General features: G+C 71.8%; 15 protein-coding genes. 9 read left to right on the forward strand and 6 right to left on the reverse strand.

What is annotated here, in order from left to right; genetic code table 11:
- Window positions 1-604 precede the first annotated feature (604 nt).
- From chvE to araA, 4 genes are all read left to right on the forward strand, one after another.
- Window positions 605-1,744: a multiple monosaccharide ABC transporter substrate-binding protein gene (gene chvE, locus AC5L36_RS15605; protein WP_441216376.1), complete on the forward strand. Its 1,140-nt coding sequence runs from the start codon at window positions 605-607 to the stop codon at window positions 1,742-1,744.
- Between the two features lie 80 nt (window positions 1,745-1,824).
- Entirely contained in the window at window positions 1,825-3,366 is a 1,542-nt protein-coding gene (mmsA, locus tag AC5L36_RS15610; RefSeq protein ID WP_441216377.1) for a multiple monosaccharide ABC transporter ATP-binding protein, read from the forward strand.
- Window positions 3,363-4,613 carry a multiple monosaccharide ABC transporter permease gene (mmsB, locus tag AC5L36_RS15615; protein ID WP_441216379.1) on the forward strand — a complete coding sequence of 417 codons (1,251 nt, stop codon included), beginning with the start codon at window positions 3,363-3,365 and terminating at the stop codon, window positions 4,611-4,613. Before mmsA ends, mmsB begins: the two co-directional genes overlap by 4 nt.
- 38 nt (window positions 4,614-4,651) lie before the next feature.
- Window positions 4,652-6,163: an L-arabinose isomerase gene (gene araA / locus AC5L36_RS15620; RefSeq protein WP_441216380.1), complete on the forward strand. Its 1,512-nt coding sequence runs from the start codon at window positions 4,652-4,654 to the stop codon at window positions 6,161-6,163.
- 632 nt (window positions 6,164-6,795) lie between these two features.
- On the opposite strand, the gene AC5L36_RS15625 is transcribed toward araA, so the two are convergent.
- Window positions 6,796-7,632, reverse strand: a complete 837-nt coding sequence (locus tag AC5L36_RS15625; protein ID WP_441216381.1) for an endonuclease/exonuclease/phosphatase family protein — start codon at window positions 7,630-7,632, stop codon at window positions 6,796-6,798.
- Window positions 7,633-7,765: 133 nt separating this feature from the next.
- On the opposite strand from AC5L36_RS15625, the gene AC5L36_RS15630 reads away from it, so the two are divergent.
- The 4 genes from AC5L36_RS15630 (at window position 7,766) to AC5L36_RS15645 (ending at window position 12,640) form a co-directional block, all read left to right on the forward strand.
- Window positions 7,766-9,079: an ABC transporter substrate-binding protein gene (locus AC5L36_RS15630; protein WP_441216383.1), complete on the forward strand. Its 1,314-nt coding sequence runs from the start codon at window positions 7,766-7,768 to the stop codon at window positions 9,077-9,079.
- Between the two features lie 68 nt (window positions 9,080-9,147).
- Window positions 9,148-10,026 carry a carbohydrate ABC transporter permease gene (locus AC5L36_RS15635; RefSeq protein WP_441216384.1) on the forward strand — a complete coding sequence of 293 codons (879 nt, stop codon included), beginning with the start codon at window positions 9,148-9,150 and terminating at the stop codon, window positions 10,024-10,026.
- Window positions 10,023-10,856 (forward strand): carbohydrate ABC transporter permease, encoded by an 834-nt coding sequence (locus tag AC5L36_RS15640; RefSeq protein ID WP_441216386.1) that lies wholly within the window; start codon window positions 10,023-10,025, stop codon window positions 10,854-10,856. Before AC5L36_RS15635 ends, AC5L36_RS15640 begins: the two co-directional genes overlap by 4 nt.
- On the forward strand, window positions 10,853-12,640 hold the full coding sequence (locus AC5L36_RS15645) for a glycoside hydrolase family 127 protein (protein ID WP_441216387.1): 1,788 nt from the start codon (window positions 10,853-10,855) through the stop codon (window positions 12,638-12,640). The genes AC5L36_RS15640 and AC5L36_RS15645 overlap by 4 nt, the downstream gene beginning before the upstream one ends.
- A gap of 119 nt (window positions 12,641-12,759) precedes the next feature.
- Here the strand turns inward: AC5L36_RS15645 and AC5L36_RS15650 are convergent, their stop codons facing one another.
- The 4 genes from AC5L36_RS15650 to AC5L36_RS15665 form a co-directional block, all read right to left on the reverse strand.
- A complete protein-coding gene (locus AC5L36_RS15650; protein WP_441216389.1) occupies window positions 12,760-13,878 on the reverse strand; it encodes a LacI family DNA-binding transcriptional regulator in 1,119 nt (372 codons plus the stop codon).
- Between the two features lie 77 nt (window positions 13,879-13,955).
- Window positions 13,956-14,909, reverse strand: a complete 954-nt coding sequence (locus AC5L36_RS15655) for a GMC oxidoreductase (protein ID WP_441216391.1) — start codon at window positions 14,907-14,909, stop codon at window positions 13,956-13,958.
- Between the two features lie 109 nt (window positions 14,910-15,018).
- On the reverse strand, window positions 15,019-17,730 hold the full coding sequence (locus AC5L36_RS15660) for an AfsR/SARP family transcriptional regulator (protein ID WP_441216392.1): 2,712 nt from the start codon (window positions 17,728-17,730) through the stop codon (window positions 15,019-15,021).
- Window positions 17,731-17,789: 59 nt separating this feature from the next.
- A complete protein-coding gene (locus AC5L36_RS15665; protein WP_441216394.1) occupies window positions 17,790-18,767 on the reverse strand; it encodes a Gfo/Idh/MocA family protein in 978 nt (325 codons plus the stop codon).
- Between the two features lie 36 nt (window positions 18,768-18,803).
- Between AC5L36_RS15665 and AC5L36_RS15670 the strand changes: the two genes are divergently transcribed.
- Window positions 18,804-20,039: an endo-1,4-beta-xylanase gene (locus AC5L36_RS15670; RefSeq protein WP_441216395.1), complete on the forward strand. Its 1,236-nt coding sequence runs from the start codon at window positions 18,804-18,806 to the stop codon at window positions 20,037-20,039.
- 335 nt (window positions 20,040-20,374) lie between these two features.
- Here AC5L36_RS15670 and AC5L36_RS15675 read toward each other — a convergent pair whose 3' ends face one another.
- A complete protein-coding gene (locus AC5L36_RS15675) occupies window positions 20,375-21,343 on the reverse strand; it encodes an Lrp/AsnC family transcriptional regulator (protein ID WP_441216397.1) in 969 nt (322 codons plus the stop codon).
- Between the last annotated feature and the right edge of the window lie 2 nt (window positions 21,344-21,345).

Here is a 21,345-nt window from a genome sequence, read left to right on the forward strand (position 1 = left end):
TTGGATGCCGTCACGCCCGCTACGGCGGTTACTCCTGGTGACGGTGCCTCTGTCCGGGTCTGTTGCGGTCGCCTCGGTAAGGGGCATTGTGGACAAACGAGCCGTGCGCGGTGCGCCCCGCCCCCGCATCGTCACGCCGACGCGGGTCGAGGTCCTGGCGCGGTGCCCGGCCGGCCGCGGGGTGGGCGTGACCCGCGGCGGACGGGTGAGGCCGCGGGAGCGACGGTCTGGACCACGACGGGCGTCGCGGTAGCTCAAATCTTCGAGATCGGGGTCTCGGTTCGCCGGCGTGGCGTTGAGAACGGTCACAAGGCGCGGGCGGGGGTGCGGAGGCCGGCCGGGCACGGTGGGTGGTCGTGGGTGCCGTTATCGCTTTGTTATGCGGAGGGTGACGGGGCCGACCTGCCAAGATCAGAACAATACGGTCACGCGGGGATCGGGCCGCTGGTGGTGCGGCTGATCGATACGTCGGGTGATCTCGTTACGCGACCGTGACTGGTGGATGTCCTGGGCACACCTTGACGGCGCGAATGTGAGCGCTAACAATGTGGCTCAACCTGATCTTCGGGCCTGCATGACACGTGATCCCGGAGGGGAGAGATTTGTGAACAGGAAACTTCTGGCCGCTCTGGGCGGCGCGGTGCTGGCGTTCAGCCTCGCGGCCTGTGGTGGAGAGGGTGCCGGTGGGGATACCGATACCGCGGCTCAGGACCCTAAGGACCTGACGATCGGCGTCTCGATGCCGACGCAGACCTCGGAGCGGTGGATCGCCGACGGCAACTCGGTCAAGGAAAAGCTGGAGGCCAAGGGCTACAAGGTCGACCTCCAGTACGCGAACGACGACATCCCGACGCAGTCGCAGCAGGTCGACCAGATGATCACGCAGGGTGCCGACGTCCTGGTGATCGCGGCGATCGACGGCACGGCGCTCAGCGGCCAGCTCCAGGCCGCCGCGGACAAGAAGATCCCGGTGATCGCCTACGACCGGCTGATCCGCGACAGCAAGAACGTCGACTTCTACGTCAGCTTCGACAACTACAAGGTCGGCGTCGCGCAGGCCAACGCGCTGCTGGTCGGGCTCGGGCTCCAGACGAAGGAGGGCGCGAAGGGCACCAAGACCGGGCCGTTCAACGTCGAGCTGTTCGCCGGGTCGCTGGACGACAACAACGCCCACTTCTTCTTCGACGGCGCGATGGACACGCTCAAGCCGTTCGTCGACAGCAAGGCGCTGGTGGTCAAGTCGGGCCAGACCGCCATCGAGAAGGTGGCGATCCTGCGGTGGCAGCAGGAGACCGCGCAGAAGCGCATGGAGGACCTGCTGACCTCCTCGTACAACGACGGCTCGAAGGTCAACGGTGTGCTGTCCCCCTACGACGGCCTGTCCCGCGGCATCATCACCGCCCTCCAGAACGCCGGCTACGGCAAGGGCGCCAACCCGATGCCGGTCGTGACCGGTCAGGACGCGGAGATCGCCTCGGTCAAGCTCATCAACGACGGCGTGCAGAGCTCGACGATCTTCAAGGACACCCGGCTCCTGGCCGAGCAGGCCGTCATCGGCGCCGAGGCGTTCCTCCAGAAGAAGACGCCGACCGCCAACGACACCAAGACGTACGACAATGGCGTGAAGGTCGTGCCCTCGTACCTGCTGCCGGTGGTGACCGTCTACAAGGACGACATCAAGAAGGAGCTCATCGACTCCGGCTACTTCACGGCGGAGGAAGTCGCCGCCGGCCAGGCCAAGTAGACGCGCGGTCGGGCTCGGCGGTGGCGGCCGCCGAGCCCGACCCCGTGGCCGGCGTGCGGACGATGAACGGAGGATGCGGGATGGGCGACGACGTACTACTCGAGATGCGCGGCATCACCAAACGGTTTCCCGGTGTGACGGCGCTCGCCGACGTGTCGCTCGCCGTCCGGCGCGGGGAGATCCACGCGATCTGCGGGGAGAACGGCGCCGGCAAGTCCACCCTCATGAAGGTGCTGTCCGGCGTGTACCCGACCGGCAGCTACGACGGCGAGATCATGTTCGACGGCCAGCCGGTGCACTTCGGCGGCATCCGCGACAGCGAGGCCGTCGGCATCGTGATCATCCACCAGGAGCTCGCGCTGGTGCCGTACCTGTCGATCGCGGAGAACATCTTCCTCGGCAACGAGCGCCGTGGCCGCGGCGGCTTCATCGACTGGAACCGCACGAACGCCGACGCGGCCGCGCTGCTGGCCTCGGTGGGGCTGGACGAAAACCCGGTCAACGCGGTCATCCAGCTCGGCGTCGGCAAGCAGCAGCTGGTCGAGATCGCCAAGGCACTGTCCAAAGAGGTGCGTCTGCTGATCCTCGACGAGCCGACCGCCGCGCTCAACGACATCGACTCCGCGCACCTGCTCGACCTGCTGCGGCGGCTGCGCGACCAGGGCATCACCTGCATCATGATCTCGCACAAGCTCAACGAGATCACCGCCATCGCCGACTCCACCACCGTGATCCGCGACGGGCGCACGGTCGAGACGCTCGACATGCGGTCCGGCGACGTGACCCAGGAGCGCATCATCCGCGGCATGGTGGGGCGCGACCTCGACAGCTTCTACCCCGACCGGGTCTCCGCGCCGGGGGAGGAGGTGCTCCGGATCGAAGACTGGACCGTGTGGCATCCGGTCCAGCCGCGCAAGGTGGTCGACGGGGCCAGCCTCAACGTGCGAGCCGGCGAGGTCGTCGGCATCGCCGGGCTGATGGGCGCCGGCCGCACCGAGTTGGCGATGAGCGTGTTCGGCCGCTCGTACGGGCGGGACATCACCGGCCGGCTCTTCATGCACGGCAAGCAGGTGCGCGCGCGCACCGTGGCCGAGGCGATCGACAACGGCATCGCGTACGCGACCGAGGACCGCAAGCGCTACGGCCTCAACCTCATCGCCGACGTGCGGGCCAACGTCTCCGCCGCGGCGCTCGGCAAGCTCGCCCGCGGCGGCTGGGTCAACGGCAACGAGGAGATCAAGGTCGCCGAGGAGAGCCGCCGCGACCTGAACATCCGGACCCGCACCGTGATGGACCAGGTGGGCACCCTCTCCGGCGGCAACCAGCAGAAGGTCGTGCTGTCGAAGTGGCTCTTCACCGACCCGGACGTGCTGATCCTGGACGAGCCGACGCGGGGCATCGACGTCGGCGCGAAGACCGAGATATACGCGATCATCAACAAACTCGTGGCGCGGGGGAAGGCCGTCATCGTGATCTCGTCGGAGCTGCCCGAGCTGCTGGGGATGTGCGACCGGATCTACACGCTCTCGGCCGGGCGGATCACCGGTGAGATGCCGGTCGCCCAGGCCACCCAGGAAAACCTCATGGCGCTCATGACGAAGGAGAAGGAGCTCGCCGGATGACCAGCACCAAGCCCACTGAGAAGGCGGAGCTCGCCCCGTCCGGGAGCGCCCCGTCCGTGGCGCTGCACGCCGGCACCAGCGACCCGCGCACGCTCATCATGCGCAACCTCCAGCAGAGCGGCATCTACGTCGCGTTCGTCGCCCTCGTGCTGCTGTTCGCGTTCCTGACCGACGGCGTCCTGCTCAGCCCGGACAACATCACCAACATCGTGCTCCAGTACTCGCACATCCTGGTGCTCGCGATCGGCATGGTGATCCTGATCGTCGCCGGCCACATCGACCTGTCGGTGGGGTCGGTGGTCGCGCTCACCGGGGCGGTCTCGGCCGTCGTCGTGATCCAGCAGGACTACCCGTGGTGGCTGGGCGTCGTCGCGGCCATCGCCGTCGGCGTCGCGACCGGCGCCTGGCACGGCTTCTGGGTGGCGTACGTCGGCATGCCCGCGTTCATCGTCACGCTGGCCGGCATGCTGCTGTTCCGCGGCCTGACGCTCCAGGTGCTCGACAACATCTCGCTCTCCCCGTTCCCGAGCCAGTACAACGACATCGCCATCGGCTTCCTCAACGGCCTGCTCGGCGGGCAGGGCTACGACGCGTTCACCCTCCTGATCGCCGCGATCGCCGTCGTCGGGTACGCGGTGAGCGTGTTCCGCACCCGGCTCGCGCGGATCCGCTACCAGCAGTCCGTGGAGTCGTTCCCGCTGTTCGTGGCGCGGGTGCTGCTGGTCGGCGCGGTGGTCATGTACTTCGCCTGGCAGCTCGCGCACTCGCGCGGCCTGCCGATCGTCCTGCTCATCCTGGCCGTCCTGGTGATCGCCTACGGCCTGATGACCCAGAACACCGTCTTCGGCCGCCAGGTCTACGCGATCGGCGGCAACCTGTCCGCCGCGACGCTCTCCGGCGTGAAGGTCCGCAAGGTCAACTTCTGGATCTTCGTGAACATGGGGCTGCTGGCCGGCATCGCCGGTGTCATCTACTCCGCCCGCACCAGCGGGGCGCAGCCGGGCGCCGGCAACATGTTCGAGCTCGACGCGATCGCCGCGGCGTTCATCGGCGGAGCGGCCGTCGCCGGCGGCGTCGGCAAGGTCACCGGCGCGATCGTCGGCGGCCTGTTCATGGCGGTCATGAGTAACGGCATGCAGCTCGAGGGCATCGACCAGTCCACGCAGTCGGTGGTCAAGGGTCTGGTCCTGCTGCTGGCCGTCGCGTTCGACATCTACAACAAGCGGCGGGCCGGGGCAACCCGCTGACACCCCGCACCGCGCGTGCACGAACAGAAGGGAAGGCCGTGACCGAGGACTCCTACCCGGGCAAAGAAGTCTGGTTCCTGACCGGGAGCCAGGGACTGTACGGCGAGGAGACGCTGCGCCAGGTCGCCGAGCAGTCCCAGCGCGTGGCCGCCGCCCTGGAGGCGGCCGCCGGCGTGCCGGTCCGGGTCTCCTGGCAGCCGGTGCTGACCAGCGGCGACGCCATCCGCCAGGTGATGGGCCGGGCCAACGAGTCCCCGGCCTGCATCGGCGTGATCGCGTGGATGCACACGTTCTCCCCGGCCAAGATGTGGATCTCGGGCCTGGACACGCTCCGCAAGCCGCTGCTGCACCTGCACACCCAGGCCGACGCCGCCCTGCCCTGGGCGACGATCGACATGGACTTCATGAACCTCAACCAGGCCGCGCACGGCGACCGCGAGTTCGGGTTCGCGCTGACCCGGCTGCGGGTCGCCCGCACCACGGTCGCCGGGCACGTGAGCGACCCGGCGGTGGCCGCGCGGATCGGCTCGTGGACCCGCGCGGCGGCCGGCGTGGCGGAGGCGCGGTCGCTGCGGCTGGCCCGCTTCGGCGACAACATGCGCGACGTCGCGGTCACCGAGGGAGACAAGGTCGAGGCGGAGCTGCGGGTCGGCGTCTCGGTCAACACCTGGGGCGTCAACGACCTCGTCCGGATCGTCGACGGGGTCAAGGACACCGCCGTCGACGCGCTGATCGAGGAGTACCTGGAGACCTACGAGCTGGACGCCGACGTACGCCCCGGCGGCGCGCGGCACGACAGCGTCCGCTACCAGGCCCGCGTGGAGGCGGCGCTGCGGCAGTTCCTGGAGGAGGGCGGGTTCCGGGCGTTCACCACCAACTTCGAGGACCTCGGCGGCCTGCGACAGCTGCCCGGCCTCGCGGTGCAGCGGCTGATGGCGGCCGGCTACGGCTTCGGCGGCGAGGGCGACTGGAAGACCGCGGCGCTGACCCGCGTCCTCAAGGTGGTCGGCGGCGACCGGCCGGGCGGCACCTCGTTCATGGAGGACTACACGTACCACCTGGCGCCCGGCACCCCGAAGGTGCTCGGCGCGCACATGCTGGAGGTCTGCCCGACGATCGCCGGGGAGCGCCCGCGCATCGAGGTACACCCGCTCTCCATCGGCGGCCGGGAGGACCCGGCCCGCCTGGTGTTCACGGCGGCGAGCGGCCCGGGCGTCGTGGTCGGCTGGGCCGACCTCGGGGACCGCTTCCGCTGGGTGGCCAACGACATCGACGTCGTACCGCCGGACGAGCCGCTGCCCCACCTGCCGGTCGCCCGCGCGGTGTGGGAGCCGCGCCCCGACTTCTCCACCGCCACCGAGGGCTGGCTCACCGCCGGCGGGCCGCACCACACGGTGCTGTCGACCGCGGTCGAGGCGGACGAGGTGCACATCGTGGCGGAGCACCTGGGCATCGAGCTGGTGCACATCGACGCCGGCACCACCCGCCGCGGCCTCGCCAAGGAGCTGCGCTGGAGCGCCGCCTACCACCGGCTCGCCCAGGGCCTGTAATCCGCGCGCCTTCTCGTGGTCAGAGCTCATCTCCGCTTTGAGAGGAGCTCTGACCGCGTCCGGGCGATCGCGAACGCCGCCGGCCGCACGCCCGGCGTGGCCCGTGGTGGCGTTTCCGCGGGCCCACTGTAGTGCGGTGGCCCGGGTATCGCGGAGCTTTGGGAAGCGGGCGGGTCGCGTGACCGGACTGACGTCGCGCGTTGAATCGGCGTGATGTCGATCGCAAATTCGGTTGGGCGGTGAATGGGCCGTAGTCGGCGCGTGACGCACCGCGGTTTGGTCGTGTGGAAAAGGGCGGTCCTACCCGATGTGGGCGATGGTCAATCTCGCCGGCGCGGGCTTGTCCAGTTTGGACACCGGCCCGGAGACGGCTCGGCGTGGCCGCGACTGTCGTCCGGCCAGGGTGTGCGCGCCGACCTTGACCGGCCGGTCACGCATTTGGGCGAGCGCGGCCGAGGTGAACAATTGAAGCTGCCGCATGCCTAATTGTCTCGCGGTCGCCGGGAAATCGCCGCCCCTGACCGATGGTCGATCATCCCAGGTATTTGTATACGCACGATAGTGGCTGTTGGTGCCAGGCCCGCGCAGGGCCAAATGGCAAATTCACCACGTGCGCGGGCGGGGGCAATGGCTCAGGAGGAGGCGGCCAGCTCGGCGTGGACGGCGAAGTGGTCGGAGGGCCAGACGCCGTCCACCGGGCGGTCGGCGGCGCGGCGTGCCGAGCGGACGTGGCCGAGGCCGCCGGGGCCGGGCCGGCCGACGTGGATGTAGTCGATGCGGGCGGGCGGCTCGTGGGTCGGGGCGACGTAGGGGTTGGCCGGGTCGAAGGTGGTGGCGGGCGCGGCCGGGTCGGCGTACGCCCAGGCGTCGATCAGCACCTGGCCGGGGACGGCGGGGGCGGTCTTGTAGCCGCCCAGTAGGCGGATCTCGTCCGAGTCGGGCAGCGCGTTGAGGTCGCCGGTCACGACGGCGGGGTGGGACGAGTCGGGCTGGCGGTCGGCGACGAACCGGGCCAGCGCGGTGACCTGGGCGCAGCGCACCGCGGAGTCGTGCCCCGCCGAGTTGAGGTGGGTGGTGAAGAACGGGATCGGGTGGCCGGGGGCGTCCACCAGGGCGTAGAGCGCCTGGTGTCCGTCGTCGCGGCCGCCCGCGGTGGGGAGCCGCAGCGTGGCGCGGTCGAGGATCGGCCAGCGGCTGAGGACGGCGACGCCGACGTCGGCCGTCGCGTCGCCGGCGCGCTCGTGCCACCGGCCGGGCTGGTCCGAGGCGGCCCAGGTCCAGTGCATGCCGAGCTCGTCGGCGAGTCTCCCGGCCAGGTGGTCGCGGCCGTCGGCCCAGACCTCCTGGAGGCCGACGAGGTCGCAGTCGAGGTCACGCAGGGTGGCCGTGATCGCGTCGCGGCGGGCCTGCCAGGGACCGAAGCGCCACCAGAGGTTCCAGGTCAGCACGCGGGTCACGGAGTGGTCCATCGTGCCGCATCCTACGGCCGCGGGCGATGTCCGGACGGCTGGGTCTCAGTATGAAAACGAATGAGTGCAATCGTATGCGCACGCGAGTATGGTCCGGTCAGGCCGGGCGAACCCAGATGTGAGGGGGCGAGGGATGAGGACGCGTCTCAGGTGGCCCGCCCTGGCGGCCGCGGCGATGTTGCTCGCCGGGGGGTGCGGCTCGGGCGGCGACGAGTCCAGCGACGAGCAGAACGCGCCGGCGGCCACCACCGGGTGTGCCAGCAAGGGCGAGTTGACGATGTGGGAGCGCTCGGGCGGCAACAAGGCGATGGTCGACATGCTCGTCGAGGCATGGAACGCCAAGAACCCCGACTGCCGGATCAAGCTCACGTACATCCCGCACACGGAGATGGTTGGCAAGATCGCTCAAGGGATCGCGTCCGGTGAGGTGCCCGACCTGATGGGCATGGACCTCATCTACGCGCCGCAGTTCGAGAAGGCACAGCAGCTCGTCGACCTCACCGACCGGATCAAGGACTGGCCGGAGCTGAAGACCGCGAGCAAAGGGCACATGGCGGTCGCGACTTACGAAGAGAAGTTGTACGGGGTGCCGCTCTACGCCGACGTGTCGGCGCTCTTCTACAACAAGGATCTTTTCGAACGCGCGGGCCTCGACCCGGAGAAGCCGCCGACCAGCCTGCCGGAGCTGCGCCAGTACGCCGACAAGATCACCGCGCTGGGCGGCGACGTCAAGGGGTACTACCTGCCCGGCAACTGCGCCGGCTGCAACATCTTCACGGTCGGGCCGCTGATGTGGGCCTCGGGCGCGACGATCGAGGCGAAGGACAAGGGCGACGAGCCGCTGGTCGGCGACGGCGTCAAGCAGGTGCTCCAGTTCACCCGCGACATGGTCCAGGCGGGCAACGTCCACGAGGGCGACCGCACGGAGAACGGGGAGACGTTCCACCTCCAGTTCGGGTCCGGCAAGGTCGGCATGATGGGCACCGGCAACTTCAACATCACCCTCGCCCGCGAGCAGAACCCGAAGATGAAGTTCGGCGTCGCGCTGCTGCCCGGGATGACGCCCGGCTCGTCGGCCTCGTTCATCGGCGGCGACCTCGTCGTCGTGCCGCGCGGCAGCGAGCGGGTGGCCGACGCGGTCAACGTGATGAAGTTCCTGCTCTCCGACGAGGTGCAGGTCGAGGTGTACGCGAAGGCGCTCAACCTCACCACCCGCGGCGACATGGTCGACAACAAGTACTTCCAGGCCGAGCCGCTCGTACAGGACGTGGCGAAGGCGCTCGAGGTGGGGCGGACGCCGTACACCCTGACGTTCTTCGAGCAGATCAACTCGCCGCAGGGGCCGTGGCTGAAGATGCTCCAGCGGGCGTACTACTCCGACGACCCCATCGACACGATCATCGCGGACGCCAAGAAGGCGATGAAGGACATCGCCGGCCAGTCCTGAAGCACGTGGCCGCGCCCACCGGATCCCCGCCCCGGTGGGCGCGGTCGCCAAGCCCGCGGAGGATCGCCGTGTACCGCAGCAGACGCGCCGGGCTGGTCGGGTTGGCCTACCTGGCGCCCGCCCTCGCCTTCGTCCTCGTCTTCACCGTCTACCCGCTCGGCCGCATGATGTGGATGTCCCTGCACAACTGGTCGCTGCTCACGCCGCCGGTGTTCGTCGGGTTCGACAACTACGAGCGGCTGTTCGGCGACCGCCAGTTCTGGGTGTCGTTCCTGTTCACGCTGAAGTACACGGCGCTGATCACACCCGTGCTGATCATTGGCGGATACCTGCTCGCCATGCTGACCGCGCAGAACACCCCACTGCGCAAGGTCACCCGCACCGTCGTGTTCGTCCCGGTGGTCATCGGGCTCGGCGTGTCGAGCCTGCTCTGGTACTGGCTCTTCAGCGCCGACTTCGGCCTGGTCAACCGGGCGCTCATGGACCTCGGCGTGGTCTCCGGGCCGGTGCTGTGGCTGGGCGTCGACGCCGACACCTCCAACGTCGCGATCAGCGCCTCCGTGGTCTGGAAGGTGATCGGCTTCGGGATGATCCTCTTCGTCGGCGCGATCCAGGCGGTGCCGACCGAGATCAACGAGGCGACGCTCGTCGACGGCGCCGGCTACTGGCAGCGGGTCACCCGGGTGATCCTGCCGCTGACCCTGCGCACGGTGCTGCTCGTGACGCTGCTGAGCGTCATCGGCTCGCTGCTCGCCTTCGACCAGTTCTACATCATGACCGCCGGCCAGCCGCAGAACGAGACGGCCACGTCGGTCTTCTACGTGTACCTGAACTCGTTCCCGTACCTGAAGCTGGGCTACGGCGCCGCGCTGTCGATGGTGCTCGCCGTGACCATCCTGGCGTTCACGGTCGTGCAGCTCCTCCTCGCCCGCCGGAGCGAGGTGTGAGGGGCCGCCGCGGCTACCTGGTCGGCGCGGTCTGCCTCGCCATCTGCACGGTCGTGCTGATGCCGCTGGTCATGTCGGTGCTCGCCTCGGTGAAACCCACCGCCGAGGCGGCCGCGTCACCGCCGACCTACCTGCCGCACGACGTGAGCCTCGACAGCTACCAGCGGCTCTGGTCGTACCAGCAGGGCCTGCCGACCTACCTGTGGAACAGCCTCGGCACCGCGCTGCTGACGATCGCCCTCACGCTGCTGCTCACCGTGCCCGCCGCGTACGCGCTGGCCCGCTTTCCCGTCCCCGGCAAGGAAGTCATCTTCGTCGTGCTGCTGCTCGCGCTGATCGTTCCCTACCAGGCGATGCTGACGCCGATGTTCCTGATGTTCGCCGACCTCGGGCTGACCAACTCGCTCTTCGGCCTGGCCATCCTGCACACCGCGATCCAGCTTCCGTTCAGCCTGTACATCCTGCGCAACAGCTTCGGCGCGGTGCCGCGCGAGCTGGCCGAGGCGGCCATTGTGGACGGTGCCTCGTCCGGGCAGGCGCTGATGCGGATCTTCCTGCCGTCGACGGTGCCGGCGATCGTGACGGTCGCGCTCTTCGCGTTCATCATGTCCTGGAACGAGTTTCTCGGCGCCCTGGTGATGATGAGCAAGGGCTCGAAGTTCACCCTGCCGCTGATCCTGGCCGCGGCCCGCACCGAGACCAGCCTGGGCGGCACCGACTGGGGCATGCTCCAGGCCGGCATCACCATCTCGATCGTCCCGTGCGTGCTCGTCTACCTGCTGCTACAGCGGTACTACGTCTCGGGCCTCATGAGCGGAGCGACGAAATGAAGGTACGGATCACGGACGGCTTCTGGGCGGACCGGCAGCGGCTCAACCGGATCCGCACCATCCCGCACGGGTTCGAGCAGCTGCACCGCTCCGGCGTCCTCGACAACCTGCGGATGGCGGCCGGCGCGGAGGGGTGCTACCAGGCGTACTCCGACAGCGCCGGCACCGGCCTGCGGTTTCTGGACTCCGATGTGTACAAGTGGCTGGAGGCGGTCGGGTGGGAGCTCGGCCGCGCGCCCGACCCGGGCCTGGCGGCGGCCGCCGACGAGGCGATCGGCGTGGTGGCCGCGGCGCAGCGCGACGACGGCTACGTCAACAGCTACGTGCAGGTGCTCGACGGCGGCAAGCCGCACCAGAACCTGGCCTGGGGTCACGAGTTCTACTGCGTCGGCCACCTGATCCAGGCCGGGATCGCCTGGCACCGCGCGCTCGGCGACGACCGTCTACTGTCGATCGCCCGGCGGGCCGCCGACCGGGTCCACGTCGAGTTCGGGCCGGGCGGCCGGGACGGCGTCGACGGGCATCCGGGCATCGAGATGGCCCTCGTCGAGCTGACCCGGGAGACCGGTGAGCGGCGCTACCTCGACCTCGCCGCCCGGCTGCTCGACCTGCGCGGGCGCGGGCTACTCGGCGCGGAACGCTTCGGCGCCGCGTACTGGCAGGACCACGAGCCGGTGCGCCAGGCCGCGACCGTCGCCGGCCACGCGGTGCGCCAGCTCTACCTCGACTGCGGCGCCGTGGACGTGGCGGTGGAGCTCGGCGACGCCACGCTGCTGGCCGCCGTCCGCCGCCGGTGGGACGACCTGATCCGCACCCGCACCTACCTCACCGGCGGGATGGGCAGCCGGCACCGCGACGAGGCGTTCGGCGACCCGTTCGAGCTGCCGCCGGACCGCGCGTACGCGGAGACCTGCGCGGCGATCGCGAGCGTCATGCTGGCCTGGCGGCTGCTGCGGGCGACCGGCGAAGCGTCCTATGGGGACGCCATCGAGCGGGCCATGTTCAACGGCGTGCTCTCCGGGCTGTCGCTGGCCGGCACCGCCTTCCACTACACCAACCCGTTGCAGCGCCGCACCTCCCGGACCTACGAGCCGCCCGGGTACGGGGAACGCGCGTCGTGGTACCCGTGCGCCTGCTGCCCGCCCAACCTGATGCGGCTGCTGAGCTCGTGGGAGCAGTACCAGGCGACGAGCGACGGGGCGGGGGTGCGCATCCACCAGTACGCGACGTCGGACATCGAGACCGGCGACATCGGACTGTCGGTGCGCACCGACTACCCGTGGCGCGGCCGCGTCACCGTCCACATCGGCCGGACGCACGACGAACCGTGGACCCTCGCCCTGCGCGTGCCGGTGTGGTGCCGCTCGGCGACGGTCACCGACCCGGACGGCACGCGGGTGGTCGACCCCGGCGCGGTCGCGTTGACCCGGCGCTGGCGGCCGGGCGACACGGTCGTGCTCGACCTGGACATGCCGGTGCGCATCACCGAGCCGGCCCCGCGCGTCGACGCGGTACGCGGCTGCGTCGCCGTCGAGCGCGGCCCCATCGTCTACTGTGTAGAGTCGGACGACCTGCCGCTGGCGACCGAGCTGGAGGAGCTGAGCTGGGACTCGGGACGCCAGGCGGTCGCGGTGCCCCGCCCCGACGTCGGCGCCGACATCGTCGGCGTGCGGGTGCCGATGACCGCCCCCGGCCACGGCGACCACCTGACGGCGGGCGCCATCCCGTACTACGCCTGGGGAAACCGTGGCGTCTCCGGCATGCGCGTGTGGATCCCGCGCTGATCCCGCGAGACGCAACGTCATGGCCCGGGCGTGAGGGTCCGCCCGCACCGTGACCAAAAGCGAAGGGTGAGGCCGCGGGAGCAACGGTCGAGACCACGACGGACGTCGCGGTAGCCCAATCAAGGAATGGCGGGCCAGGGTGGGGCGGTGGAGTCGCGGACGACCAGGGCAGGGTCGAAGACGTCGAGGTGCGGTGTGCGGGCGGCTTCGGGGTCGCGGGCCAGCGTGACCGCCTGGCGCACCGCGTGCGCGACGACCTCGGCGATGGGCATCCGCAGCGTGGTGAGGGCGGGCACCGTGTGGCTCACGATCAGGATGTCGTCGAAGCCGACGACCGACAGGCGCTCGGGGACGGTGGCGCCGAGGCTGTGCGCGGCGTGCAGCACGCCGATGGCGACAAGGTCGGTCGAGGTGGCGACCGCGGTCGGTGGCTCGGGCAGGGCCAGCAGGCGGCGGAGGGCGGAGTCGCCGCCGGCGAGGGTGTTGGGGCAGCGCTCCAGGTAGCCGGCCGGGACGGTGCCGAACCGCTCGCGCATGAAGTCGAGGTAGGCGTGCTCGCGGACCCGGTAGTCGTTGGGGAGCTCGGCGTTGACGAACGCGATGCGCCGGTGGCCCAGCGACGTCAAATGGGCGAGGCCGGTCTGGATGCCGGCGCGGTCGTTGGCGTCGACCGTCGGAAATTCCAGCGGGCTGGTGCCCTGCCACAGCGCGACGACGGGCACGCGGGAGGCGCGGAGGTCGGCGAGCAGCTGGGGCTGGGCGCCCATGTCGCCGAGCAGGATGATCGCGTCGGTGTGGCGGGTCTCGAGCACGGAGGTCAGGGAGGCGGCCGCGTCGAGGTGGTCGTGCACGTGGCCGATCACCACGTTGTAGCCGTGGGCCATCGCCTCTTTCACGAGTGCCTCGACGGCGCCGGCGTAGAAGGGGTCGCTGAAGTCGCGCACCACCGCGCCGATCAGGTTGGTGGAGGCGCCGCGCAGGCCTCGGGCCAAGGGGTTTGGCCGGTAGCCGAGCCGCCGCGAGGCCTGGATCACGCGCTCGCGGGTCTCTTCGCCGATGCGGACCTTGGTGGGCACGCCGCTGAGCACCCGGGAGACCGTGCTCTGCGAGACGGCGGCCGCGGCCGCGATGTCGCGCATCGTGACGGCGGCACGGGGACCCGCGGACGGCGCTGGCGGCTGACCCGCCTCGGGCGCCTCGTCCGGGGTCGACCGTGGACCGTTCGCGAGGTGCGACATCGCGGCCAGGTTACCACGAATACGATTGCACTCAGGGATTCTGCCTCCGAGGCAGATGTCACCGGCACCGCACCGGCTCAGAAGACCGTGCCGGCGTCGTTCGCCACGATGTGGGCCATGCAGCGTTCGGCGAGCGCGGCCACGGTGAGCGCGGGGTTGCAGGCGCCGGTCGAGCCGGGGATCAGCGCGCTGTCGACGACGTACAGGCCGCGGTAGCCGCCGAGCCGGCCGTAGCCGTCGCAGGCCTGGCCGAGGACGGCGCCGCCGAGCGGGTGGAACGTGTACGCCTCCAGCCCGTTCATGTCCAGCAGCCCGTACGGCGCCGCGGCGGCGAGGGCGAGGAGCGGGTCGGACGGCAGCGGCACCGGCGGCACCTGGGGCCAGCCCGTCGCGGTGACGAGCTGACGCAGCGTGGCCAGGATCGCCTCGCGCGCGGCCCGGTCGCCGTCGGCGGACCAGACGAGCTCCACGTCGCCGGTCGCCGGGCGGTACTCGAAGCGGCCGACCGGCGTGCAGAGGCCGATGCCGGGCAGCGGCATCGCGTGGGTCTCGACCGGGAACGGGGCCGGGCCGAACTCGACGGTGACCGGGTCGGGGCCGTCCCACCGCATGATGGCGACGCTGGTCGGGCCGCCCTGCTGGGCGCCGGTCGGCTCGGGTACGAGGGCGCGCAGGTAGAGGCGCAGGCCGTTGTTTCCCCAGTGGCGGCCGACCTGCGCGTCGAGCAGTGGCAGGGCACCGGTGTCGCGGGCGTGCACGAGCATCCGGCTGGTGCCCATCGAGCCGGCGGCGAAGAACACGGCGTCGGCGGTGAGCGCCACGCGTTCCAGCACGGCGCCGTCGGTGTCGATGTGGTCGGCGCGCACGACGTAGCCGCCGCGCGGGTCGGTGGTCACGCCGGTGACGACGTGCAGCGGCCGCACGCGGGTCAGGCCGGTCGCCTCGGCGCGGGCCAGGTAGTTGCGGTCGACGGAGGTGCGGGCGCCGCTGTTGACGCCGGTCAGGTACTCGCCGATCGAGGCGGACGGCACCGCGGCGCCGGCCAGCTCGGCGCGGACGACGTCCCAGTCGCAGGCCTCGTCGAGACGTTTCCGGCCGGACGGTGCGACCGGACGAACGCGACCCGAAGCGGCGGTGAACTCAGGCCGCCGCGACGGGGGTGGGGCGCAGGCGGGCGCGCACGTCGTCGGCGCTCGGATGGCCCAGGTCGTCGAGGATCTCCAGCGCCCGGCGCCAGGTCTCGCGGGCGCCGTCCGGCTGGCCGGCCTCGCCCTGCGTGTCGCCGAGGCGGGTGAGGGTGCGCGCCTCGTTGAGGCGGTCGGCGACCTCGTGGAACATGTCGACCGCGCGCCGGTACGCGTCCGCCGCCCGCGCGTGGTCGCCGCGGTGCTGGTGGACGTAGCCGACGCTGTCCCAGGTGACCGCCTCGCCGAACCGGTCGCCCAGCGACTGGAGCAGCGCGAGTGCCTGCTCGCAGTGCGCGAGGGCCGCGTCGTGGTCGCCGAGCAGGGCGTGCTGCCAGCCGACGGTGTTGAGCGCGTTGGCCTGCATGGCCTTGTCGCCGGCGGCCCGGTAGAGGTCGAGCGCGCGCCCCGCGTGGGTCAGCGCGTCGGCGTACCGGCCACGCTGCTCCAGTACCCAGGACAGGTTGCCGTGTGCGTGTGCCTGGCCGACAGTGTCGCCGCACGCGCGGTAGCGGTCGAGTGCCCGTTCCAGATGGACCTGGGCCTCGTCGAAGCGGGCCAGCCGGCCGAACGCGCGGCCGAGGTTGCGGTGGGTGTGTGCCTGTCCCCGGGTGTCGCCGAGGCGGCGGGTGGCGTCGAGCGCGACGCGGTGCGCGGCCACGTAGTCCTGCCAGTGGCCCTGCCGGTCGAAGAACGTGGCGAGGGTCCACGCGAGCTGCCAGGTGTGCGTGTCCTGCCCGGCCGGCACCCGCTGGATCAGCGCGGCGAGGTTGCGGTGCTCGGCCTGGAACCAGGCGAGCGCGCGTCGCTGGTCGGGCAGCTCCTCGGGCGTGACGCCGGGGTGCGCGGGGGCGAGCTCGATCGGGTCGCGTTGCGGGATGAGCAGCCGGTCGGCCGCCCACGCGGTGTGCAGGTAGTGGTCGAGGGTGCGGCGCAGCGCCGCCTGGCGTTCGGCCGCGGGCTCGTCGCGCTCGGCCAGCTCGGCCGCGTAGCCGCGGAGCAGGTCGTGGCTGGTGTACCGGCCGGGGCTCGGCTCGGCGAGCAGGTGGGCGCGGGTCAGCTCGGCGACGGCCCGGCGGGCGGCGCGCACCGGGATCCCGGCGACGCTGGCGACCGTGGCGGCGGACACGTCCGGGCCGGGGTGCAGGCCGAGCAGCCGGAACACGCGCGCGGTGTCCGGGCCGAGCATGCGGTACGAGGACGCGAACACCGTGCGTACGCCGTCGAAGTCGTCGAGCTCGCGCAGTTCGCCGGCGATCGCGGCGAGCGGGAACGTGGGGTGGGTGGCGGCGCGGGCGGCGACGATGGCCAGCGCGAGCGGCAGCCGGGCGGAGGCGGCGACGATCTCGTCGACCGCGCCGGGCTCGGCGGCCACCCGGTCGGCGCCGAGCCGGCGGGCCAGCATCTCGCGGGCCTCGCCGTCGCTGAGCAGCTCCAGCCGCAGCGGCGCCGCGCCTTCGGCGACGAGGCCGGTGAGGTCGGCGCGGCTGGTCACCAGCGCGAGGCAGCCGCCCGTGCCGGGCAGCAGCGGCCGGACCTGGTCGCAGTCGCGGGCGTTGTCTAGCACCACCAGCATCCGCCGGTCGGCGAGCAGGCTGCGGTACAGCCCGGCCCGTTCTTCGAGCCCGGTGGGGATTCGTTCGGCCGGCACGGCGAGGGCGTCCAGCAGCCCGCGTACGGCGTCGGCCGGGTCGACCGCGGTACCGGCGGGCTCGAAGCCGCGCAGGTTGACGTAGAGCTGGCCGTCCGGAAACTCGGCGCGGGCCCGGTGCGCCCACCGCACGGCCAGGGAGGTCTTGCCCACGCCGGCCGTGCCGACGATCGCGGCGACGCGCGCGCCCGGTCCGCGCAGACCGTCCAGGTCGGACAGCTCGGCGGCGCGGCCGACGAACGTGGCCAGGTCGGCCGGGAGCTGCCGGGGGACGTCCGGCCCGGCGGGTGGCTCGTCGCCGCGCAGGATGCGGCCCTGCGCCTCGCGCAGCAGCCGGCCGGGCTCGACGCCGAGCTCGGCGATGAGGCGGTCGTGCGCGCTCGCGTACATCTCCAGGGCTTCCGCCGTGCGCCCGCACCGGTGCAGGGCGAGCATCGACTGGGCGTGCAGCCGCTCGCGAAACGGGTGCTCGCGCGCGGCTTCGAGCAGCTCGCCGAGGATCCCGGCGTGGTGGCCGGCGTCCAGCTCCGCCTCGAACAGCTCCTCCAGCACGACCAGCCGCCGCTCCCGCAGCGCCGGGCCCTCGTGCGCGAGCAGCGGCTCGGTCACGCCGCCGAGGACCGGGCCGGTCCACAGCGCCAGCGCCGCCCGCAGGCCCGGCGCCGCGTCCCGCGCCCGGCCCCGCGCCGCGTCGGCCCGGGCCCGTGCGAGGGCGTCGTCCGCCGCGTCGAGGTCCAGCTCCCCGGGTTGTACCGCGATGAGGTAACCGGGCGGGCGGCGGGCGATGACGTCCGCGCCGAGGAGCTTGCGCAATGTGGACACGTGGGTGTGTAGCTGGCCGCGCACGGACGGCGGTGGGTCGTCGCCCCACACCATCGCGACGAGGCGCCGCTCGGACACCACCCGTCCGGCGTTGAGCAGCAGCGCGGCCAACACGGTACGCGGCTTCGGGCCGCCGAGTGGCACGCCGCCTCCGTCGCGGTGCACGCCGACGGGGCCCAGGACGTGGTATCGCACCGGGTTCCTCCCCAGACATCGGTGCCGATCATGCCAGGGGCGGCCGCGGAGCGGGAGGCCTAGGCCCAGGGGCGGTCGAAGCCGGCGGCGGTGTAGATCGCGTCGATGAGCGCCATGTTGGCGATCGGGTCGTCGCCCTCGGTGGGCATCGGCTCGCCGGTGCGCAGGGCGTCCAGCACGGCCTCCAGCTGGTGGTCGTACGTCGTCCGGCCGGCCACTGTGGACACGCGTGGGACGCCGTCGAGCTCCAGGTGGATGCTGTGGCCGGAGGAGGGGAAGACGATGTTTTCCACCAGGAGGCGGCCGCGCTCGGCCTCCAGCGCCAGCGCGGACCGCACCGGGACGCCCTCGACCATGTCGGCCCGGACGGTCGCCGTCACGCCGCCCTCGAAAGCGAGCTCGGCCTCCATGCGCAGGTCGGCGCCGGCCGGGTTGACGGCCGTGGCCTCGGCGCGGACGACCGCCGGCGGGCCCGGAAACAGCGAGCGGAGCCAGTGCACCGGGTAGCAGCCCAGGTCCATGAGCGCGCCGCCGCCCAGCGCCGGCTCGTGGCGCAGCGTGCCGGGGGCGAACGGGTTGGACCCGGTGAACACCGCTTCGGCGCGGTGGATCCGGCCGAGCGCGCCGGACTCCACAGTGGAGCGGATCCACGCGCTCAGCGGGTGGTAGTGGTCGTGGAACGCTTCGACGACCCGCCGGCCCGTCTCGGCGGCCGCCGCCACCACGCGGGTCGCCTCGGCGGCGCTCATCGTGAACGGCTTTTCGCACAGCACGTGCTTGCCGGCGCGCAGCGCGGCGATCGTCCACTCGGCGTGCATCGACGGCGGGAGTGCGTTGTAGACCAGGTCGACGCCGGGGTCGGCGAGCAGCGCCTCGTAGGTGTCGTAGGCGCGCTCGATGCCGTGCCGCCCGGCGAACTCCGTCGCCGCCGTCCGGGAGGCGACGGCTCCGATGTGGACGTCGTCGCGGCGGCGGACGGGCCAGACGACCGCGTTGGTCGCGATGGCGGCCGCGCCGAGCAGGCCGATCATCACCATGGAGGTGACGATACCCGGCGCCCTACTCTGGTCACCGTGACCAGTCAGGTGAACATGGGCCACCGCATCGGCAGAGCCACCCTCACCCTGCGTGGGCCCGACGGGCGGCCGCTCGCCGACCGCGCGGTCACCGTCGCCCAGCGGCGGCACGCCTTCGCGTTCGGCAACATCGGCTTCGATTTCGTGCCGCTCGTCGGTGGGCCCGAACCGGCGCCGGAGGGCGAGCTCGACCGCCTGGGCGGTCTGTGGCTCAACCTCTTCAACACCGTGACGCTGCCGTTCTACTGGGGCGGCTACGAGCCGCGGCGCGGTGCCACCGACGTGGCGCGGCTGACGGCGACGGCGCGATGGTTCGCCGAGCGGGGCGTCACGGTCAAGGGCCACCCGCTGGTGTGGCACACCGTGCAGCCGGAGTGGCTGCTCGCCCTCGACCTCGACGAGGTGGAGCGGCTCCAGCGGGCCCGCGTCCGCGACCTGGTCGGCGGGTTCGCCGGCACCATCGACCTGTGGGACGCCATCAACGAGGCGGTCATCATGCCCGTCTTCGAAAACGGCGACAACGCCATCACCCGGCTCGCGCACGCCCGGGGCCGCATCCACATGGTGCGGATGGCGTTCGAGGAGGCCCGCGCGGCCAACCCCGCCGCGACGCTGGTGCTCAACGACTTCGACCTCACCTCCGCCTACGAGTGCCTCGTCGAGGGCGTGCTCGAAGCCGGCGTCCGGATCGACGCGATCGGGCTACAGACCCACATGCACCAGGGGTACCGCGGGGAGGAGTACATGCGGCGGACGCTCGACCGGTTCGCGCGGTACGGACTTCCGCTGCACCTGACCGAAACCACGCTCGTGTCCGGGCACCTCATGCCGCCGCATATCGAAGACCTCAACGATTACCAGATCCCGGAGTGGCCGAGCACCCCCGAGGGCGAGGCGCGGCAAGCCGACGACATCGTGCGGCACTACCGTTCGCTGCTCGCGCACCCGGCCGTCCAGTCGGTCAACTACTGGGGCCTCACCGACGCGGGCGCGTGGCTCGGCGCCCCGGCCGGCCTGGTCCGCGCGGACGGCAGCCGCAAGCCGGCCTACGACGCGCTCGAAGCCCTCGTCAAGGGCGAGTGGTGGCTGCCGCCGACCCCCATGCGCACCGGCGCCGACGGCACGCTCACGGTCGAGGGCTTCTTCGGCGACTACACCGTCACGGCGGCCGACACCGCCGCGTTCACCATCGCCCCCACCGACACCACGGCCACCATCGACGTCGCCATCTAGAGACCTTTCGAAGTCGGGCTTTTGAATTCCTTTAGGACGGAGATGTGGGCTACCGCGATGTCCGTCGTGGTCCGGACCGCTGCTCCCGCGGCCTCACCCGTCCGCCGCTGGTCACGCCCACCCGCCCCGGCCCGCCCCGGCCCCAAGAGGGCAGCCCTCTTGGGGATGAATTCTGAGAAGGGCTCCCGTATATCCGTCCAGACGGTGACAGGGCTGCCCTCTTGAGGATCGGTGGGCCGCGGCGGGGTTGGGCTTGGCGCGCGGAGCCGGCAGCGGAGGCCGGGGTTTCGGCGAGCGCGGCGCGGCCCCGGGTGACCGTGACCAACGGCGGAGGGTCAGGGCAGGAGCAGGGCGCCGGCGTCCTTGACGCGGCGGATGACCGGGGCGGTCTCGGCGCGGGAGACGCCGCCGAGTGAGCCGATGCCGGTGGCGATGTAGTCGTACAGGTCGTCGAGGTCGCGGCAGACCAGCGACGCGGCGATGGTGGCCGGGCCGGTGATGGCGGCGGCGAAGGCGACCTGCGGGTGGGTGGCGAGCGCCTCGCCGACGGCGGCCAGGGCGGACGGCTCGACGGTGAGCCACAGCGCGGCCTCGGCGGTGTGGCCGAAGAGGGCGGGCTCGATCTCCACGTCGAAGTAGAGCACCTCGGTGCCGCGCAGGTGCTCGATGCGGCGCCGGACGGTGGTCTCCGACCAGCCGGTGGCGGCGGCCAGGGCGGGGATGCCGGCGCGGCCGTCCTTGGCGAGCGTGGCGAGCAGCTGGTTGTCGGCCGGGGTGAGCGGGGCCGGTGCGGGGGCGGGCCGGGAGGGCGGGCGCAGGGCGGCGATCTGGTCGGGGCTGAGCGCGGCGGTGCGGACCGGCCAGCCGCCGGTGCCGGCCACCGCGCGCAGGACGCAGTGTGCGGTCACCGCGGTGACGCGCGCCGTGCGGGGGAGCTTCTGGAGCAGCAGGTCGCCCTCGGCGGTCTGGGCCCGGGTGCGGGTGATGCAGTTGATCTCGGTGCCGCCGGAGAGGAGGCGGACCCACGAGGTGTCGGCGCGGCGGGCCAGGGCTGAGGCGACCGGCATCGCGGCGTCCGGGGTGCAGCGCATGCGCACCATCCAGTCGACGTGGCCGAGCGCGGCAGCGTGCGGCAGCCCGACCACGCGCAGCGCGCCGGCCGAGCGGAGCCGCTGGTAGCGCCGGGCGACCGTGCGGTCGGACGTGTCGAGCACGGCCGCGATCTGGCTGAACGGGGCCCGGCCGTCGACCTGAAGCGCGTGGGCGAGCTGCCGGTCGAGGTCGTCGAGGGTGAGTGGATCCACCA

The sequence above is a fragment of the Phytohabitans sp. LZ39 genome, assembly GCF_059359075.1.

Coding starts and splice junctions, on each gene's coding strand:
- mmsB (WP_441216379.1), top strand. CDS start 3,363: ATGACCAGCACCAAGCCCACTGAGAAGGCGGAGCTCGCCCCGTCCGGG.
- AC5L36_RS15645 (WP_441216387.1), top strand. CDS start 10,853: ATGAAGGTACGGATCACGGACGGCTTCTGGGCGGACCGGCAGCGGCTC.
- AC5L36_RS15650 (WP_441216389.1), bottom strand. CDS start 13,878: ATGTCGCACCTCGCGAACGGTCCACGGTCGACCCCGGACGAGGCGCCC.
- AC5L36_RS15625 (WP_441216381.1), bottom strand. CDS start 7,632: ATGGACCACTCCGTGACCCGCGTGCTGACCTGGAACCTCTGGTGGCGC.
- AC5L36_RS15665 (WP_441216394.1), bottom strand. CDS start 18,767: ATGGTGATGATCGGCCTGCTCGGCGCGGCCGCCATCGCGACCAACGCG.
- mmsA (WP_441216377.1), top strand. CDS start 1,825: ATGGGCGACGACGTACTACTCGAGATGCGCGGCATCACCAAACGGTTT.
- AC5L36_RS15630 (WP_441216383.1), top strand. CDS start 7,766: ATGAGGACGCGTCTCAGGTGGCCCGCCCTGGCGGCCGCGGCGATGTTG.